This is a genomic window from Streptomyces fructofermentans (assembly GCF_014651055.1).
Lineage (GTDB): Bacteria > Actinomycetota > Actinomycetes > Streptomycetales > Streptomycetaceae > Streptomyces > Streptomyces fructofermentans.
Window position 1 is genome coordinate 186,852 of sequence record NZ_BMWD01000003.1, and the last position, 15,754, is coordinate 202,605.

The 15,754-nt window shown below is 73.8% G+C and carries 12 protein-coding genes; 5 read left to right on the forward strand and 7 right to left on the reverse strand.

Annotation, left to right across the window (positions count from 1 at the left end; translation table 11 throughout):
* Positions 1–121: 121 nt before the first annotated feature.
* Both purU and IE265_RS05770 read right to left on the reverse strand, forming a co-directional pair.
* Positions 122–988, reverse strand: coding sequence for a formyltetrahydrofolate deformylase (purU, locus tag IE265_RS05765; RefSeq protein WP_190034253.1), 867 nt, complete (start codon positions 986–988; stop codon positions 122–124).
* 140 nt (positions 989–1,128) lie between these two features.
* Positions 1,129–1,629 (reverse strand): SCO4402 family protein, encoded by a 501-nt coding sequence (locus tag IE265_RS05770; RefSeq protein WP_190034254.1) that lies wholly within the window; start codon positions 1,627–1,629, stop codon positions 1,129–1,131.
* 118 nt (positions 1,630–1,747) lie between these two features.
* Between IE265_RS05770 and IE265_RS05775 the strand changes: the two genes are divergently transcribed.
* Positions 1,748–3,043: an ABC transporter substrate-binding protein gene (locus tag IE265_RS05775; protein ID WP_190034255.1), complete on the forward strand. Its 1,296-nt coding sequence runs from the start codon at positions 1,748–1,750 to the stop codon at positions 3,041–3,043.
* Between the two features lie 260 nt (positions 3,044–3,303).
* Here IE265_RS05775 and IE265_RS05780 read toward each other — a convergent pair whose 3' ends face one another.
* Positions 3,304–4,917, reverse strand: coding sequence for a hypothetical protein (locus tag IE265_RS05780; protein WP_190034256.1), 1,614 nt, complete (start codon positions 4,915–4,917; stop codon positions 3,304–3,306).
* Between the two features lie 193 nt (positions 4,918–5,110).
* Positions 5,111–6,496, reverse strand: coding sequence for an NsdA family TPR-like regulatory protein (locus IE265_RS05785; RefSeq protein ID WP_190034257.1), 1,386 nt, complete (start codon positions 6,494–6,496; stop codon positions 5,111–5,113).
* Positions 6,497–6,824: 328 nt separating this feature from the next.
* Between IE265_RS05785 and IE265_RS05790 the strand changes: the two genes are divergently transcribed.
* From IE265_RS05790 to IE265_RS05800, 3 genes are all read left to right on the forward strand, one after another.
* Positions 6,825–7,484, forward strand: coding sequence for a bifunctional DNA primase/polymerase (locus IE265_RS05790; RefSeq protein ID WP_190034258.1), 660 nt, complete (start codon positions 6,825–6,827; stop codon positions 7,482–7,484).
* 161 nt (positions 7,485–7,645) lie between these two features.
* Positions 7,646–8,437, forward strand: a complete 792-nt coding sequence (locus IE265_RS05795; protein ID WP_190034259.1) for an ABC transporter ATP-binding protein — start codon at positions 7,646–7,648, stop codon at positions 8,435–8,437.
* Between the two features lie 26 nt (positions 8,438–8,463).
* Positions 8,464–10,083, forward strand: coding sequence for a transporter (locus IE265_RS05800; RefSeq protein ID WP_373302905.1), 1,620 nt, complete (start codon positions 8,464–8,466; stop codon positions 10,081–10,083).
* A 12-nt stretch (positions 10,084–10,095) separates the two neighbouring features.
* Here the strand turns inward: IE265_RS05800 and IE265_RS05805 are convergent, their stop codons facing one another.
* Together IE265_RS05805 and IE265_RS05810 are read right to left on the reverse strand one after the other, a co-directional pair.
* On the reverse strand, positions 10,096–10,962 hold the full coding sequence (locus IE265_RS05805) for an alpha/beta fold hydrolase (protein ID WP_190034260.1): 867 nt from the start codon (positions 10,960–10,962) through the stop codon (positions 10,096–10,098).
* 833 nt (positions 10,963–11,795) lie between these two features.
* Positions 11,796–12,488: an iron-dependent transcriptional repressor DtxR gene (locus IE265_RS05810; protein ID WP_190034261.1), complete on the reverse strand. Its 693-nt coding sequence runs from the start codon at positions 12,486–12,488 to the stop codon at positions 11,796–11,798.
* 306 nt (positions 12,489–12,794) lie between these two features.
* Here IE265_RS05810 and IE265_RS05815 point away from each other — a divergent pair, with 306 nt between their 5' ends.
* Positions 12,795–13,550, forward strand: a complete 756-nt coding sequence (locus IE265_RS05815) for an SIS domain-containing protein (RefSeq protein ID WP_190034262.1) — start codon at positions 12,795–12,797, stop codon at positions 13,548–13,550.
* A gap of 130 nt (positions 13,551–13,680) precedes the next feature.
* On the opposite strand, the gene IE265_RS05820 is transcribed toward IE265_RS05815, so the two are convergent.
* Positions 13,681–15,066: a PAS domain-containing protein gene (locus tag IE265_RS05820; protein ID WP_190034263.1), complete on the reverse strand. Its 1,386-nt coding sequence runs from the start codon at positions 15,064–15,066 to the stop codon at positions 13,681–13,683.
* Positions 15,067–15,754 lie beyond the last annotated feature (688 nt).

Below are 15,754 nucleotides of genomic sequence, written 5' to 3' on the forward strand. Positions count from 1 at the left end.
CGCGCCGAGGAGCGCGGCACCCCGGGGCGGTGGTGGCGGCGCGGGCGGTGGTGGCGGCGCGGGCGGTGGTGGCCGCGCGGGCGGTGGTGGCGGCGCGGGCGGGCCGCGGCGGGCACCGGCGTCAGTCGAAGACGACCGTCCGCCGGCCGTTGAGCAGGATCCGCCGCTCCGCGTGCCACTTCACGGCCCGCGCGAGCGCCTGGCACTCGACGTCACGCCCCACGGCGACGAGCTGCTCGGGGGTGACCTGGTGGCCCACCCGCTCGACCTCCTGCTCGATGATCGGCCCCTCGTCGAGGTCGGCCGTCACGTAGTGCGCGGTGGCGCCGATCAGCTTCACGCCCCGGACGTGCGCCTGGTGGTACGGCTTCGCGCCCTTGAAGCTCGGCAGGAAGGAGTGGTGGATGTTGATGATCCGGCCGTTCAGCTGCTTGCAGAGGTCGTCCGAGAGGACCTGCATGTACCGGGCGAGCACCACGAGTTCGACGCCCTGCTCCCGCACCAGTTCGAGCAACTGCTCCTCGGCCTGCGCCTTGTTGTCCTTGGTGACCGGGATGTGGTGGAACGGCACGTCGTACGACGCCACGAGTTCGGCGAACTCCGTGTGGTTGGACACCACCGCCGCGATCTCCACGGGCAGGGCCCCGATCCGCGCCCGGAACAGCAGGTCGTTCAGGCAGTGCCCGAACTTGCTGACCATGAGCACGACCCGCATCCGGTCGTCGGCGCGGTGGATCTGCCAGTCCATGCGGAACGAGTCGCCGATGGCCGCGAAACTGGCCCGCAGCTTCTCCACCGTGACGGGCGGTTCGGCCGAGAAGTGGACCCGCATGAAGAACAGTCCCGTGTCGTGGTCACCGAACTGCTGGCTGTCCTCGATGTTGCAGCCGGTCATGAAGAGGTAACTCGACACGGCGTGCACGATGCCCTGCTTGTCGGGGCAGGACAGCGTGAGGACGTACTGCTCGGGCGCGGACTGCTCGTTCATGCACGCCAGGGTCCCATATCCGCGCCCCCGTCCGGGCAGGCGTCCACCCCTTGAGGACACGGCCCGCGCCCGCCGGGACGGCTCCGCCCGCGTCGCGGCGGGCAGCCCCGGGACGGCGCGGCAGGAGCCCCGCGCAAGCCCTAGGCGGTCCGGGTCATGATCCTCAGCACTTCGAGCGTGCGCGGCGGGGCGTCGGGGTCGTCCCCGTCGCTCACCGCCATCCGCACATGGGCGTCCCGGGCGGCCCGTACGGCCTCCGGCCAGCCCTGGTGCTCCAGGTAGGCGGGGACGGCGGCGTCCGGGCCGACCTGGTGCATGATCCGCAGCACCCGCAGCACGGCGGTGTCGACGAGCGCCGCCTCCTGGGAGTCGCGGAAGATCGTCCCGACGTACTTCTCCGCGGACCAGTTGTCGAGCCAGGTGTCCTCGACCAGGCGGTAGACGGCGTCGGTCACGTCCCCGTACCCGTCCACCCCCGCGAGCCAGATACCCCGCTGGAACTCCGTGTCCGAGAGCATGTGCAGCGCGGAGCGCACATTGCTGCGCCAGCGCCACCACGGCATGTCATTCAGTGGCATGCCGCCCATGGTGGATGAGCGACGCCTGTGACGGGAAGAGTTCTCCGAACCTTGCACGGTCATCGATCGTACGTTCCTCGTCGGATCGCCCCGCATCGCACCCCGGTGTTCACCCGGCCGTCACCGGGCGTTGACCGAGGGTCACACCGGTCGTAGTGATGTGACGGAATCGTGCATGCCCATGACCGGTAGGCGACACACCCGCACCTTCCTTCCCGCCCACCTCCGCACCGCCGGGACCAGAGCGCTCTCGGCGGGCGCACTGGCGGCGTGCGTGTCCATGGCCGCCGGCTGCGGTGTCGTCCCCGGCACCACGGGGGGTTCCGGGGACGGCACCATCACGGTCATGACCTGGGCGCCCGAGAAGACCCGCGCGACCAACAAGCCCGGCATGCCCGCGATGGCCCGGGCCTACGCGCGCTGGATCAACGCCAACGGCGGCATCAACGGCCACAAGCTCAAGGTCCTGACCTGCAACGACCACAACGACACGGTGTCCGCCGCCCAGTGCGCCCGGCGCGCGGTCGAGGCGGACGTCGTCGCGGTGGTCGGCTCGTACAGCCAGCACGGCCGGTCCTTCCTCTCCCCGCTGGAGTCGGCCGGCATCCCCTACCTGGGGGGCTACGGCGTCACCGACGACGAGTTCACCAGCCCCCTCTCCTACCCCGTGAACGGCGGCCAGCCCTCCCTCATGGCCGGCCTCGGCCAGCAGCTCGCCAAGTCCTGCGGCGCCGTCACCCTGGTGCGCCCCGACACGATCGCCGGCGACGAGATGCCCCTCCTGCTGGACTCCGGGCTGAGCGCGGGCGGCCACCCGGGCGCGGCCGACCAGCGGGCCGCCGAGGACGCCACGGAGTACGCGGGGCACGCCGACCGGGCTCTGCGGCAGGTGTCGGCCGACCCGTCGCGGGCCGGCTGCGTGGTGCCCGCGCTCGGGGACCGCACCGACACGTTCATGGACTCGTTCCGCCGTGTCCGCGAGGAGTACCCGGACGTCCGCACGGCCTCCGTGCTGGGCAGCGTCGACCAGTCGGTGATCGACGCCGCCGGACGGACGTACGAGGGCTCGTACGTCACCGGCTGGTACCCGGCGTCGAACGACAAGCGGTGGAAGCCGATGCGCGACGTCATCCGCGAGGAGGCCTTCGGCGACAACCGGATCGACGCGGCGGATCCCGGCGTGCAGACGACCTGGGTGGCCTACACGGCCCTCAGGGAGGCCGTCGAGTCCCTGGGCGACGGCGAGGTGTCCTCGCGCACCCTGCGGCGCACGCTCGACGACGGCCTGCGGATCGAGACCGGCGGCCTGACGCCGACGCTCAACTGGAACTTCGAGGACATGCTCGGGGCGAAGGGCTTCCCCCGGCTGGTCAACTCCGACGTGACCTTCCAGCAGGTGCGGGGCGGTCGCCTGGTCACGGCCCGCAAGGGGTTCGTGAACGTCTCGAAGGTCCTGGAGAACTCGGACACGGCCTGACCGCGGCGTCCCGGTCGGGAGCGCCTTCGGTCCGGAGCGCCTTCGGTCCGGTGCTCCGGACCCGGTGCTACGGACCCGGCCGCGCGAGCCGGCACCCGATCACGGCGCTCCCGCGCTCAGACGCCGGTCCGCCGCGGTCCGGTCGGCGACATGGTCCGGCCGGATCCCGGTCCGCGCGCCACGGGGCCCGGAGCGCCGGCCCGGGATCCCCGGTCACGGGGCCCGGTCACGGGGCCCGGTCACGGGGCCCGGGGTGGCCGTCAGAGCTGGCCGGGCTGGCGTTCCGTCAGGCCGTAGGTGCTCGCGACGGAGTTCCACAGCTTCGCGGCCTTGCCCTTCTGCGCCGTCGCGGTGACGCTCTCCCGGTTGCCCGCCGCGGTCTGGCCGGTGGTGCGGGCCTGGCCCTTGCGGCAGCCCTTCCGGTCCGCGACCTGGTCCGCCCACGCCGCGTAGTGCGTGTCCGCCGAGGCGGAGGCCTTCCACGCGCTGTTGAGCGACGCGGTGAGCTGGGCGTGGTCGGGGAGCTTGTCGACGGACAGGGCCGCGAGCCGGGTCACCAGGCCGTTGCGCTGCTTGGCCGCGTTGCGCAGGTCGGTGGCCGCCTGGCCGAGGTTGCTGCACTTGCGCACGTTCTCGACCGCCCTGACCACGGAGTCGCGGCTGTTGCCGCTGTCCGCCAGGAGCTTGTCGAGGGCCACCGCCTGCGCCTTCGCGGGATCGGCGGACTCCGGCGAACCCGACTCGGCCGACGACGCGTCCGTGGCCGGCGCGGTCGCCCCGACCGGCCTGCTGTCGTCGTCGCCACCGTCACCGCCGCCGCTGAGCAGGGCGCCCGCTCCGATGCCGAGCACGGCTATGCCCACACCGACGGCCGCGATGAGCGGCACGCGGGAACGGGAGCCTCCGCGGCCTCCGCCGTCCGCCGGGCCCCGGCGCGCGCCGTGCCCGTCGGGGGCGCCCGGGCCGCCGGGACGGGCCGGGGCGGGGCCGTGCCCGGGAGCGGCGGCCTGCCTGCCCCTCGGCTGGTCGAACCCCGGCTGCTGCCGGGTGGGGCCCGCGGCGTCCGAACGGAAAAGGTTGTCGAACTCGGCCGGCGGCTGCTGCTGCCGCTCCTCCGTGACGCCCGGGCGCATGGCGTAGGGCTCGGCGCCGGGCTGCCCCGGTACCGGGGCCATGAACTGCGTGGGCTGGGCGTCCGGGTCCGCGGACCCGGGCAGCGGACCCGCGCCGTTCCCGCCGGGTATCGCCCCGGAACCGTCCTGCGGCACCCGGCCGAGGTACTGGGTGGACTCGCCGGGGGCCGCAGCCGGCATGCCGTCGGCGGGCCGCTCGGGCGGCAGCGCGCCCGGTCCCACCGGAGGCAGGAACTGCGTGGCGCCCTCGTCCACGGGGGACGCCGGGACCGGCGGCAGGAACTGGGTCGCGCCCTCGTCCACGGGGGGCGCCTGCGGCGCGCCAGGGGAACCGTAGGCGTCCGCCGCACCGGCGGTGCCGTATCCGTGCCCGGTCGCGCCCCCGGCCCCGTACGGGCCCGCCTGTCCGTTGTCCTGCGCTGTGTACTGCGGGGCCTGCGGGGCCTGCGGGGCCTGGCCGCCCCAGGCCTGGGGCTGCGCGCCCCAGGCGGGCTGCTGCGCGTTCGGGTCGGGGGCTCCGGCCCCCCATTCGCCCGCGGGCGCCCATCCCTGCCCCGGCTCCGGGGAGCCCTGCGGGGTGGGTCCGGGGCCCCAGGGCCGGTCCCATGCCTGGCCGCCGGCCGGGGTCGTGCGATCGCCCGCCTGCCCGGGCAGGAGGGGTTCGCCGCCGTCGGACGGCAGCACGATGCCTTCGCGCGCGGGCCGCGGCGAGGGCTCGTCGCCCTGTCCGTTGTGCGTCACCGGGACTCCTACTAATGGGGGAGGTTCGGAATCGTCGGTTCACGCTACCGGGTCGCACGGACCCGGTGCCACGCAGCACCGGGCCCGACCCGGTGCCCGCGGCCACGAGTAACGCTTCCGCCTCCGGGGACGCTGTTCATGCCTCCTTTCCCGATGTACGCCCCGTTTCCCGGACGTTCACCCTCTGTTGCCCCTAAGCGGCGGCCTGGAGCTCCATGCGCGCCCCGAACTCCCGCACCACGGGCTCGTCCCGGTACGGTTCGAGCCGCTGCTGGAAGTCGTCCAGGTACTCCGCGCCCCGGTTCGACCGCAGCGTGCCGAGCAGTTCGACCGCGCGCAGCCCCGTGTGGCAGGCCTGCTCGACCTCGCGCTGCTGCACCTGGGCGGTGGCCAGGAGCACATATCCGATGGCCCGCCGGCGGGCGCGCGTCTCGGGATGCCCGGCGAGGGACTCCTGCGCGCACCGCGCGGCCGCCTCGGACTGCCCGAGGTCCCGGTGGCAGTGCGCCAACTCGTCGGCCAGATAGGCCTCGTCGAAGTGCGCGATCCACTGCGGGTCGTCCCCCGACTCCGGATCGGCCTGCTCCAGCGCCGTCACCGCGCGGCCGGACGCGACCTGTGCGGCGCGCGCGTCGCCCATCAGCGCGTGCCCCCGCGCCTCCGCCGCGTGGAACATCGACTCCGCGCGCGGTGTGACCCGCCCGCGCGCCCCCTCCTGCGCGGCCCGCGCCAACTGGGCGATCTCGCGCGGGTTCCCGAGCTGGGCGGCCAGGTGGCTCATGGACGCGGCGAGCACGTAGCCGCCGTACCCGCGGTCGCCCGCCGCCTGCGCGAGCCGCAGCGCCTGGATGTAGTACCGCTGGGCCAGGCCCGGTTGCCCGGTGTCGACCGCCATGTAGCCCGCCAGTTCCGTCAACCGGGCCACGGTCGCGAACAGTTCCCGGCCGACCGCCTCCCGGTACGAGCCGGCCAGCAGCCCGGAGACGACGCTGTTCAGGTAGTGCACGACGACGGGCCGTACGTGACCGCTGCCGTACTGGTGGTCGAGGTCGACCAGGGCCCGGGTCATCGCCCGGACCGCCGCCACGTCGGACAGCCCCACGCGCGGCCCCGCCGAACGGGACACCTGCGCGTCCGGCGTGGAGATCAGCCAGTCCCGGCTCGGTTCGACGAGCGCCGAGGAGGCGACCGACGAGCCGGACAGGAAGTCCCGCCGTCCGACGTCACTGCGCCACAGCTCGCAGACCTGCTCGATCGCCCCGAGGACGGTCGGCGAGAACTGCAGGCCCACTCCGGAGGCGAGGTTCTTGCCGTTCGCCATGCCGATCTCGTCGATCGTGACGGTGCGCCCCAGCTTGCGCCCCAGCGCCTCGGCGATGATCGCCGGAGCCCGCCCGCGCGGCTGCTGGCCGCGCAGCCAGCGCGCCACGGACGTCTTGTCGTAACGCAGGTCGAGACCGTGCTCCGCGCCGCACATGTTGACCCGGCGGGCCAGTCCCGCGTTCGAACAGCCCGCTTCCTGGATGAGCGCCTGCAGTCGTTCGTTCGGCTGCCGCGCGACGAGCGGCCTTGCGGCCATGGCGTACCCCCTGTGGCTGCGGTGCCTGCCCGCGCACCGAGTTGACGAGTCCTCAGCGGCCGCACCCGCGCCCCCGCGTCCGTGCGGAGGAACGAAAGGATCCGGCCTCGAAGATCAATGCCCCGCGGACATACCGAAGATGCGAGACATGCGAGGATTGCCGGAGTAAAGGCTGTCGCCCACCCCACCGATGGCTACCCACACCCCGCTGCCGCTGCCCGTGCGCGCCCCCACACATGCATCCATGCGCCCCATGTGTGGAATCGATGCTCCTCCCCCGCGCGCGGGTGAGCCCGTAACCCGAGGTGGACGCGGGAGTTGAGTGGGCGTGGAAGAGACGATCGCAGGCACCGAGACCGCCCAGATCCCGAAGCAGCGTGGCGAATCGCTGCAGGACACCGCCGTGCGCTACGCCGAGGAGCGCCATTGGGACGTGTTCCCCGGCACGTGGCTGGAAGCCGTCGACGGGGTGCAGCGCTGTTCGTGCGGCGATCCCGCGTGCGCCGTACCCGGCGCGCACCCGGCGCGCGAGGACTGGGCGACGCAGGCCACGGGGAGTGCGACCGTCGCTCGCAGGCTGTGGGCGAAACAGCCGTCCGCGTCCATCCTGCTGCCCACGGGCCGCACCTTCGACGCGATCGACGTCCCCGAGACGGCCGGCTTCCTCGCGCTCGCCCGGATGCACCGCATGGAGCTGACGCTCGGGCCCGTCACGTGCACCCCGGACCGGCGCATGCAGTTCTTCGTGCTGCCGGGCGCCGGGGCGAAGGTGCCCGACCTGGTGCGCAAGCTGGGGTGGCCACTCGCCTCCCTGGATCTGGAGGTGCTCGGCGAGGGGACGTACGTGGCCGCGCCGCCCACGCGCTACGGGGCGCACGGGGCGGTGCAGTGGGCCTGCCGGCCCACTCCCGCGAACCGGTGGCTGCCGGACGCGGAGGAGCTGATCTCGCCGCTCGCCTACGCCTGCGGCCGGGACGCGCGGCGCTGACGCCCCGGCGGACGCGGGCCGCGGTGCCCGCCTCGCGCCCATGCCGTTCGGTGCCGTGGGGCCCCTGAAGCCCGGGAGCCGCGGCCCCCGGGGCACGGGGTTCCGCTCCGGGCCGGGCGTACCGGTTCCCGCGCTCCCTGCGCCCCGTATCGTGCTCAGGCATGGCGGAAGGAGTACGGGTGGGTGCTGTGGCCGTGCGCGTGCAGGGGCTCTGGAAGCGGTTCGGGGGGCAGGTGGCCGTCGCCGGGATCGATCTGGAGCTGCCCGCGGGGCAGTTCATCGGGCTCGTCGGCCCCAACGGGGCGGGGAAGACGACCACGCTGTCGATGGTGACCGGACTGCTGCGGCCCGACCACGGGACCGTCGAGGTGGTCGGGCACGACGTGTGGCACGACCCCGCGGAGGTCAAGGCGCGGATCGGCGTGCTGCCCGAGGGGCTGCGCCTCTTCGACCGGCTCTCGGGCCGTGAACTGCTCGCCTACACCGGCAGGTTGCGCGGACTCCCGGGCGCCGAGGTCGACAAGCGGGCCACGCAGCTCCTCGACGTGCTCGACCTCGCCGGCGCCCAGCACAAACTGGTCGTCGACTACTCGACGGGCATGCGCAAGAAGATCGGCCTGGCGGCCGCCCTGCTGCACAACCCCGAAGTGCTCTTCCTCGACGAGCCGTTCGAGGGGGTCGACCCGGTCTCCGCGCAGACGATCCGCGGGGTCCTGGAGCGGTACACCGCCTCGGGCGCGACCGTCGTCTTCTCCTCCCACGTGATGGAACTCGTCGAGTCGCTCTGCGACTGGGTCGCCGTGATGGCGGCGGGCCGCATCCGCGCACAGGGCCCGCTCGCCGAGGTCCGCGGCACCGCGCCCTCCCTCCAGCAGGCGTTCCTCGAACTCGTCGGGGCGGGCGACCGCGCGAGCGGCACCGACCTCGACTGGCTGGGCGGCGGGGCCCGATGAGCGAAGGGCCCGCGGCACCCGTCCCGATGTCGCCCCTCCCGATGTCGCCCGTCCCCTCGGCGTCGGTCACCCCCGTGTTCGTACGGCTGAAGCTGTCCCTGCTGCGCAACGGGCTGCGGCGGTCGTCCGGGCGGCGGGCCGCGTACGTGGCCTCGCTCGTCGTCGTGCTGCTGTTCGCCGCGCTCCAGCTCCTCGGGCTGATCGCGCTGCGCGGCAACGCGCACGCGGTGAACGTGACGGTCCTGCTCACCGCGGTGCTCGGGCTCGGCTGGGCCGTGATGCCGCTGTTCTTCCCCGGCGGCGACGAGACGCTCGACGCGACCCGTCTGGTGATGCTGCCGCTGCGCCCGCGCCCCCTGGTGCGCGCGCTGCTGGTGGCCTCACTGGTGGGCATAGGGCCCCTGTTCACGCTGTGCCTGCTCGTGGGTTCGGTGGTCTCGACGGCGCACGGTGCCGCCGCGTACGCCACCGGCGTGGTCGCGGTCGCGCTCTCCCTCCTCCTGTGCGTGGCCCTCGCGCGTGCCGTAGCGACCGCCAACCTCCGGCTGCTGACCAGCCGGAAGGGACGTGACCTGGCGGTCCTGAGCGGCCTGGTGATCGCCGTGGGCGCGCAGCTCGTGAACTTCGGCGCGCAGCGCCTGGGTTCGTCCAGCCTGTCCGCGCTGGACCCGGTGGTGGACGTGCTGCGCTGGGTGCCGCCCGCGTCGGCCCTCGGCGCGGTGGACTCCGTGAGCGGGGGCGCGTACGCCACGGCCGCCGCCCAGCTCGCGCTCACCGCCGGGGCGCTGGCCGCGCTGCTGTCCTCCTGGCGGCGGAGCCTGACCCGGCTGATGACCTCGCCGGACGGTTCGACGATCCAGGCCGCCGCTTCCGGGCGCGACGCGGGCAGCCGGTCGTCGGGGCTCGGCGGACTGCTGCCGGCCGGGCGCACCGGCACGGTCATGGAACGCAGCCTGCGGTACGTGTGGCGGGACCCGAAGACGAAGGCCGCCTGGGCGACCTCGCTGGCCATCGGCCTGATCGTGCCGGTGTTCAACGCACTGCAGGGGACCGGCTCGATCTACTTCGCCTGCTTCGCCGCGGGCATGCTCGGCATCCAGATGTACAACCAGTTCGGCCAGGACACGTCCGCGTTCTGGATGGTCGCGATGACGATCTCGTCCACGGCCGACGCGTACGCCGAACTGCGCGCGCGGGCCCTGGCGCTGCTGGTGGTCACCCTTCCGTACGCGACGCTGGTGACCGTCCTGACGACGGCGCTGCTCGGCGACTGGGCCGCCCTGCCCGAGGCGCTGGGCCTGTCCTTCGCGCTGCTCGGCGCGATGCTGGCGACCGGCGCCTGGTCCTCGGCGCGCTTCCCGTACTCGATCCCGCAGGAGGGCCACAAGAACGTGGCTCCCGGGCAGGCCGGCCTGGCCTGGATCTCCATCTTCGGCGGCATGGTGGCGGCGGCCCTGCTCTGCGCGCCCGTCATCGCGCTCACCGTGTGGCTGAACGTCTCGCCGGACGGCGGGAGCCGGACGTGGCTGCTGCTGCCGGTCGGGACCGCGTACGGCGCGCTGGTCACCTTCGCGGGGCTGCGGCTCGCCGCGCCGCGGACCGCGCGGCGGCTTCCCGAGATCCTCGCGGCGGTCAGCAAGGGGTGACGCCGGCGGGGCTCAGGACGTGAGCACGCCGTCGAGGAACGGTTCGACGGCGGCACGCCACGCGTCGGGCCGGTCGTAGTGCACGAGATGGCCCGCGTCGGCGACCTCCGCGTACTTGCCGCGGGGCAGGACCCTGACCATCTCCTGGGACTCGGCCCTGCCCAGTTCGCCGTCGAGGCCGCGGACGACGAGTGCCGGGCAGCGGACCTGCGCCAGCTCCTCCCAGTGCGCGTCGTACACCCAGGTCTCCCGGGACTTGAGCATCTGCCCCGGGTCGAAGACGGGGCGCCAGCCGTCCTCCGACTCGGCCATCACCTCCGCGTAGAACTCGCCGCGCGCCGGATTGGGCCGCTCCACCCAGGGGTCGTCCTCGCCGAACCACTTCCGTACGTCCGCGAGCGTGGCGAACGGGACGGGCCACGCCTTGAACCAGTCCGTCCACTCGCGCTGCGAGGCCGCGCCGAGCGCGGAGGCCCGCATGTCGCAGATGATCAGGCCGTGCACGAGGTCGGGGCGCTTGGCCGCCAGCTGCCAGGCCGTCAGGGCGCCCATCGCATGGCCGATCAGGACGGCCGGTGCGAGCCCGAGCTGTTCGAGGGCGGCCTCGGCGTCCTCCACGTACGCGCCGCGGGTGTACTCCGTCGCCGGCGGCTTGTCGCTCTGGCCGTGTCCGCGCTGGTCTAGCGCGACGGCGCGGTGCCGCTCGGAGAGCCAGCGGGCGGTGGACGCCCAGTGCGAGGCGCGTCCCATGAGTCCGTGCAGTAACAGCACTCCGGGCGCCGGCTCGCTCTCCCCGGTCCTGGGCTTGGGAGGATCGGCGAACTCCCAGGCGGCCAGGCGAACGCCACCCGCACCGGTCACGTCGATGCGCCGCACCATACGTTGGCACCCCCCTTGATCCGATCGGCCGGTTCGACCCGCTGAGCCGGCCGGCTCGCTCGTACCGCTCGTCGTACCGCTGCTCCTGCTGGTTGCTCCTGCGCCATCCGTAGCGCGTTCATCACCCACACGCTATCGAATGAGCTTTCGAGAATGGGGTCTGCGGCGGCAACACCCCTCGTTCGAGTGACCTCGCTCAAGGATTGATCGCCGCCGCCGAGGGGAGATCTTCAACGGGAGGCGGGCCGCTCGGGGAAAACGGTCCGCAGGGGTCGACCCTGGGAGCTCGGGGCTCCGGGTCGGAACAGGGGAGGACAGGCCCCGGCGCCTCAGGGCGCCGGGGCCCTCCTCACGTCTGCGGCACATCCTCCCGCCCCCTCCCCGACCGCGCGCCGGCGCCGCTGCCGCCGCGGTCAAGAGCCCTCAGGTCATATGCCTCTCGCGACAGCCTTGCACGCAAACGGCTCGGCCGCTGCAATTCCGCGCACTGAATCTTCGTTTCCCGGGGAACGCGGAGGTGGGGCAACTGGGATGGATGTGACGGGAGTTGACGTCGTGAGCCGGTCGCGCGACGAGAGCGCCGGGGGCGCTCCCGAAGCGCGTGCGCCGTCCCGCACGCGCGGCGCACGACCGGTCCCGCTCAGGGGCACGAAAGGACCGTGCGACCGGTTCCGCTCAGAGGCACGAAAGGACCGTGCGACCGGTTCCGCCGCCCCCTCCGGCGCCCTCCCGGGCGCCTTCCGGGAATCCCAGGCTCCTTCCAGGGGCTCCCCGGCACGCCGACCGCGTCCGGGTGCCGCCCTGCCGGTGCCCCGGCACCGGCAGCGTGCGTCCTACCTCTTGGCGACGAACACGTGGGACGCGACCTCGGACTCGAGCTCCGCCGCCTCGCCGCCGCTGCCCACCAGCACACCGCCGGGCGACTCCGTCACACTGACCACGGAGCCGGGCTGCACGCCCGCCCGCCGCAGCGTGTACATGAGCTGCGCGTCCGTCTGGATCGGCTCGCCGATGCGGCGGACGACGACCGTCTTGCCGTCCAGCCCGGGGTCGAGGTCCGCCAGCGAGACCATGCCCTCGTCGAGGAACGGGTCCGCGCCGTCCTTCTCGCCCAGCTCCTCAAGACCCGGGATCGGGTTGCCGTACGGCGACTCCGTGGGGTGGCGCAGCAGTTCGAGCACACGCCGCTCGACCGCCTCGCTCATCACGTGCTCCCAGCGGCACGCCTCGGCGTGCACCTGCTCCCACTCCAGTCCGATCACGTCGACGAGCAGGCACTCGGCGAGGCGGTGCTTGCGCATGACGCGCGTCGCCAGCCGGCGCCCTTCCTCGGTGAGCTCCAGGTGCCGGTCGCTGGCGACCGCCACCAGGCCGTCGCGCTCCATCCGCGCCACCGTCTGGCTGACCGTCGGCCCGCTCTGGTCGAGCCGCTCGGCGATCCGGGCGCGCATGGGGACCACACCTTCCTCCTCCAGCTCGAGGATGGTGCGGAGATACATCTCCGTGGTGTCGATCAGTCCGGACATACGTGCCCCTCGATTAGCTCTGCCGGAGGCTGAGTGGCTCACCGGCGTGTGCGCTGGCCCTGGCACCAATTCTGACGCATCCCACCGACAACCGTGCCGCGCCGGTGAAACCACGTCATGACGACCGTCCGCACGGCCCGCGCGAACCGGCCCCGGGCTGGGCGGGCGCGGGCTCCCGCGGACCCGCCGGGCGCCCCCCGGGCCGTATTGACAGGGCACTGGTCCAGACCGCAACGTGATCCGCGACACAGGCCGCCGAGGGTGCCGGACCGTGGTGCGCCGCGTATACGACGAGAGGTTTCGCCGATGAGCGACAGCAAGCTGGCCGGGCAGTTCTTCGACGCCGCGATCGGCCTGCTGCAGCGGGTCCGCGACGAGGAGGCCGGGGCGATCGAGGCGGCCGGGACGATCGTCGCGGACGCCGTCGCGGGCGGCGGCCGGCTGTTCGCCTTCGGTGCCGGGCACTCCTCGCTGGCCGCGCAGGACCTGGTCTACCGGGCGGGCGGCCTCGCGCTGATGAACCTGCTCGCCGTCCCGGGAGCCGTGGGCGTGGACGTCATGCCCGCCACCCTGGGGTCGGCCCTGGAGCGGGTCGACGGCCTCGCGGGCGCCGTGCTCGACAGCGCCCCGGTCCGGGCGGGCGACGTCCTGGTGATCGTCTCCCTCTCCGGACGCAACACCCTGCCCGTCGAGATGGCGACGCACGCCCGCGCGCTGGGCCTCAAGGTCATCGGGGTCACCTCGGTCGCGTACGCCACCGGGACCACCTCGCGGAACCCGTCGGGGACGTTCCTCAAGGACCACTGCGACGTCGTCCTCGACTCGAAGATCGCGCTCGGCGACGCGGAACTCACCCTCGACAGCATCCCGGCGCCCTTCGCCCCCGCGTCCACGGTCGTCACCTCGGCGCTCCTCCAGGCCGTCATGGCCACGGCGGCGGGCACGCTGGCGGAGCGCGGGATCGAGCCGCCGATGCTGCGCTCGGGGAACGTCGACGGCGGCCTCGAATGGAACGCGCGCGTCTTCGAGGAGTACGCGGACCGGATCTTCTACCGGCGCTGAGCCCGCCGCCCGGCGGCTCCGGCCGCAACCACCGCCGCCACTGCTGCGGCCGCCGTCGGCACCGGCCCCCCGTCGCCGCTGCCGCGGCCGGTCGCCGCAGTCCCGCCCGCCGGGGGGCGCCGGCGGGCCGTCAGCCCGGCCGCTCCAGGGTCTCGGCCAGGTCCAGGGCCGTCGCGATCCGCACCGCGACGTCCTCCGCGTACATCGCGTCGGCCCGCTCGAACCGGGCCCGGCTCGCTCCGCGCAGGAACGTGACGACGCCCAGGGTCCGGCCCCGGCTGCGCAGGACGGCGCACAGGGCGTGCACGGAGTCGGCCGGCCACTGGCGGGCGAGGGCCCACTCACGGGTGCGTTCGGAGTGGGCCGACCCCGCCGAGGCCCGTACGGAACCGATCCGCTCGGCGCACTGGAGCGCCGGGTGCCCCTGCGTGTACCGCACCGGCAGGCCCGCGCGGTAGCCGGGCAGGCCCGGGCCCGGCGCCCCCGACGGTGTGGCGGCGGCGCGGACGAACCGCGGGGGCCCCTCGCCGTCGGGCCGGGCCGCCCCCGCCACCCGGTCGATCAGGGCGTGGTCGGCGAAACCGGCCAGCGCGAACTCCAGGTGGACGGAGGCCGCCTCCCCCGGGTCCTCGCACTCGGCCGCGGCGCGCGCGGCCCGGTGCAGCTGGTTGCTCCTGAACCGCAGCAGCGCCGCCTCCTGCTCGGCCTGCTTGCTCTCGGTCACATCCTGGAAGAGCCACCCCACGCCCAGCGGTACGGGCTCCTCCGTGAGGGGCGAGGCCAGCCGCAGGAAGCCGCTGCGCCAGCAGCGCCGCTGCTCGCCCTCCGCCGTGCGCACGGCCACCCACATCTCGGCGGGCGCCGGCGGCGCGCCCTCGGCGAGCACATGGGTCAGCGCGCTCTCCAGCTCCTCCACACCCTGCGCGAGCAGCTCGCCGAGCGGGCGGCCCAGGACGGCCGTGCGGCCCGTCCCGAGGGCGCGTGCCGCGTGGGCGTTGACGACGGCGGGCCGCAGGTCCGCGTCGACGAGCACGACACCCCACGAGGCGTCGTCGAAGAGCGCCTCGCTGAGCGCGATCGAACGCTCCAGGTCGATCTGCGCGTGCACCTCGCTGAAGGCGCAGTACACCCCGGCGGGCTTGCCTCCGGGTCCCGGCACGGCCGCCGACTGGGTGCGTACGAGCACCCGGCCGCCCTCCTTGGTCAGCAGCGCGAACTCGTGCACCTGCCGCCCCGGGGCCCGCATCGCGGACAGCAGTCTGCCCTCGACCTCCCCGGCGTCCGCGCTCCGGACGGCCCAGTCGGCGAAGCCGCGCCGTCCCACCGCCTCGGCGGCGGTCCAGCCGAGGATCCGCTCGGCCTCGCGGTTCCAGTGCGTCACCACTCCGTCGGCGTCGAACGCGCACAGCGCGGCGTCCATCCCGTCGAGCAGAGCGGCGAGCAGATCGGCCCCGTCCCGCTCGGGCTCCTGCGGCCCGAGTTCGTCCGTGGTCCCACTACGCCGGGAAGCACTCACCTGGCACCCCCTGCAGGCCGTGTCGGCGTGTCCAGCGCGGCGCGTCCGCGCGTCTCTTCACTCACTACGAATCACTCACTGGGAATCATTCAACTCGAACGTGACGCAGCCCACATCGGGTTCCCGCAAGATTGGGGAAATCGTTGTGCGCGGCGCTCCGACCTCGTGCTCCGGCCTTCCGGGGAGCCTGCCCGCGGGACCCGCGGACCCACGCGCGCGCCCCGGCCGTCAAGGTCTCGGAAAATCCCTTGAGCGCCTCCGCCGGGTTTCCTAGGCTGTGGTGCACACACGAAGGGAGGTGGTTCGGCAGATGTACACATACCGGACGCGTGAGGTGACTGCGGGCTAGCGGCCCGCCACCACACCGAGTGCGGTGCCGGACCAGCGCGCGAGACCTGCGCGCAGCCGGCCCAATCCCAGCAGTCACCCGACCCGCGAGTTCGCCGGTACGTCCGGCCGGCTCCCTCCCCGGAGGGATCCCGAGCTCGCGGGTCGTCTGCGTGCGGAGGCCGGCCGTGCGCCGCCTCCCGGGCCGCCGCCTCCTCGCGCCCCGCCCCCGCCGGCCGTCCGCCGTGCTTCTCGGGTCCGGTGATCCGGGCCACAGGCAGGTGGCGCTTTCCGCAGTACGCTGGCCGCATGGTTCCCCTCGTTCGACGCCGGCACGTGGACTACGTGCGTGTCACGAGCA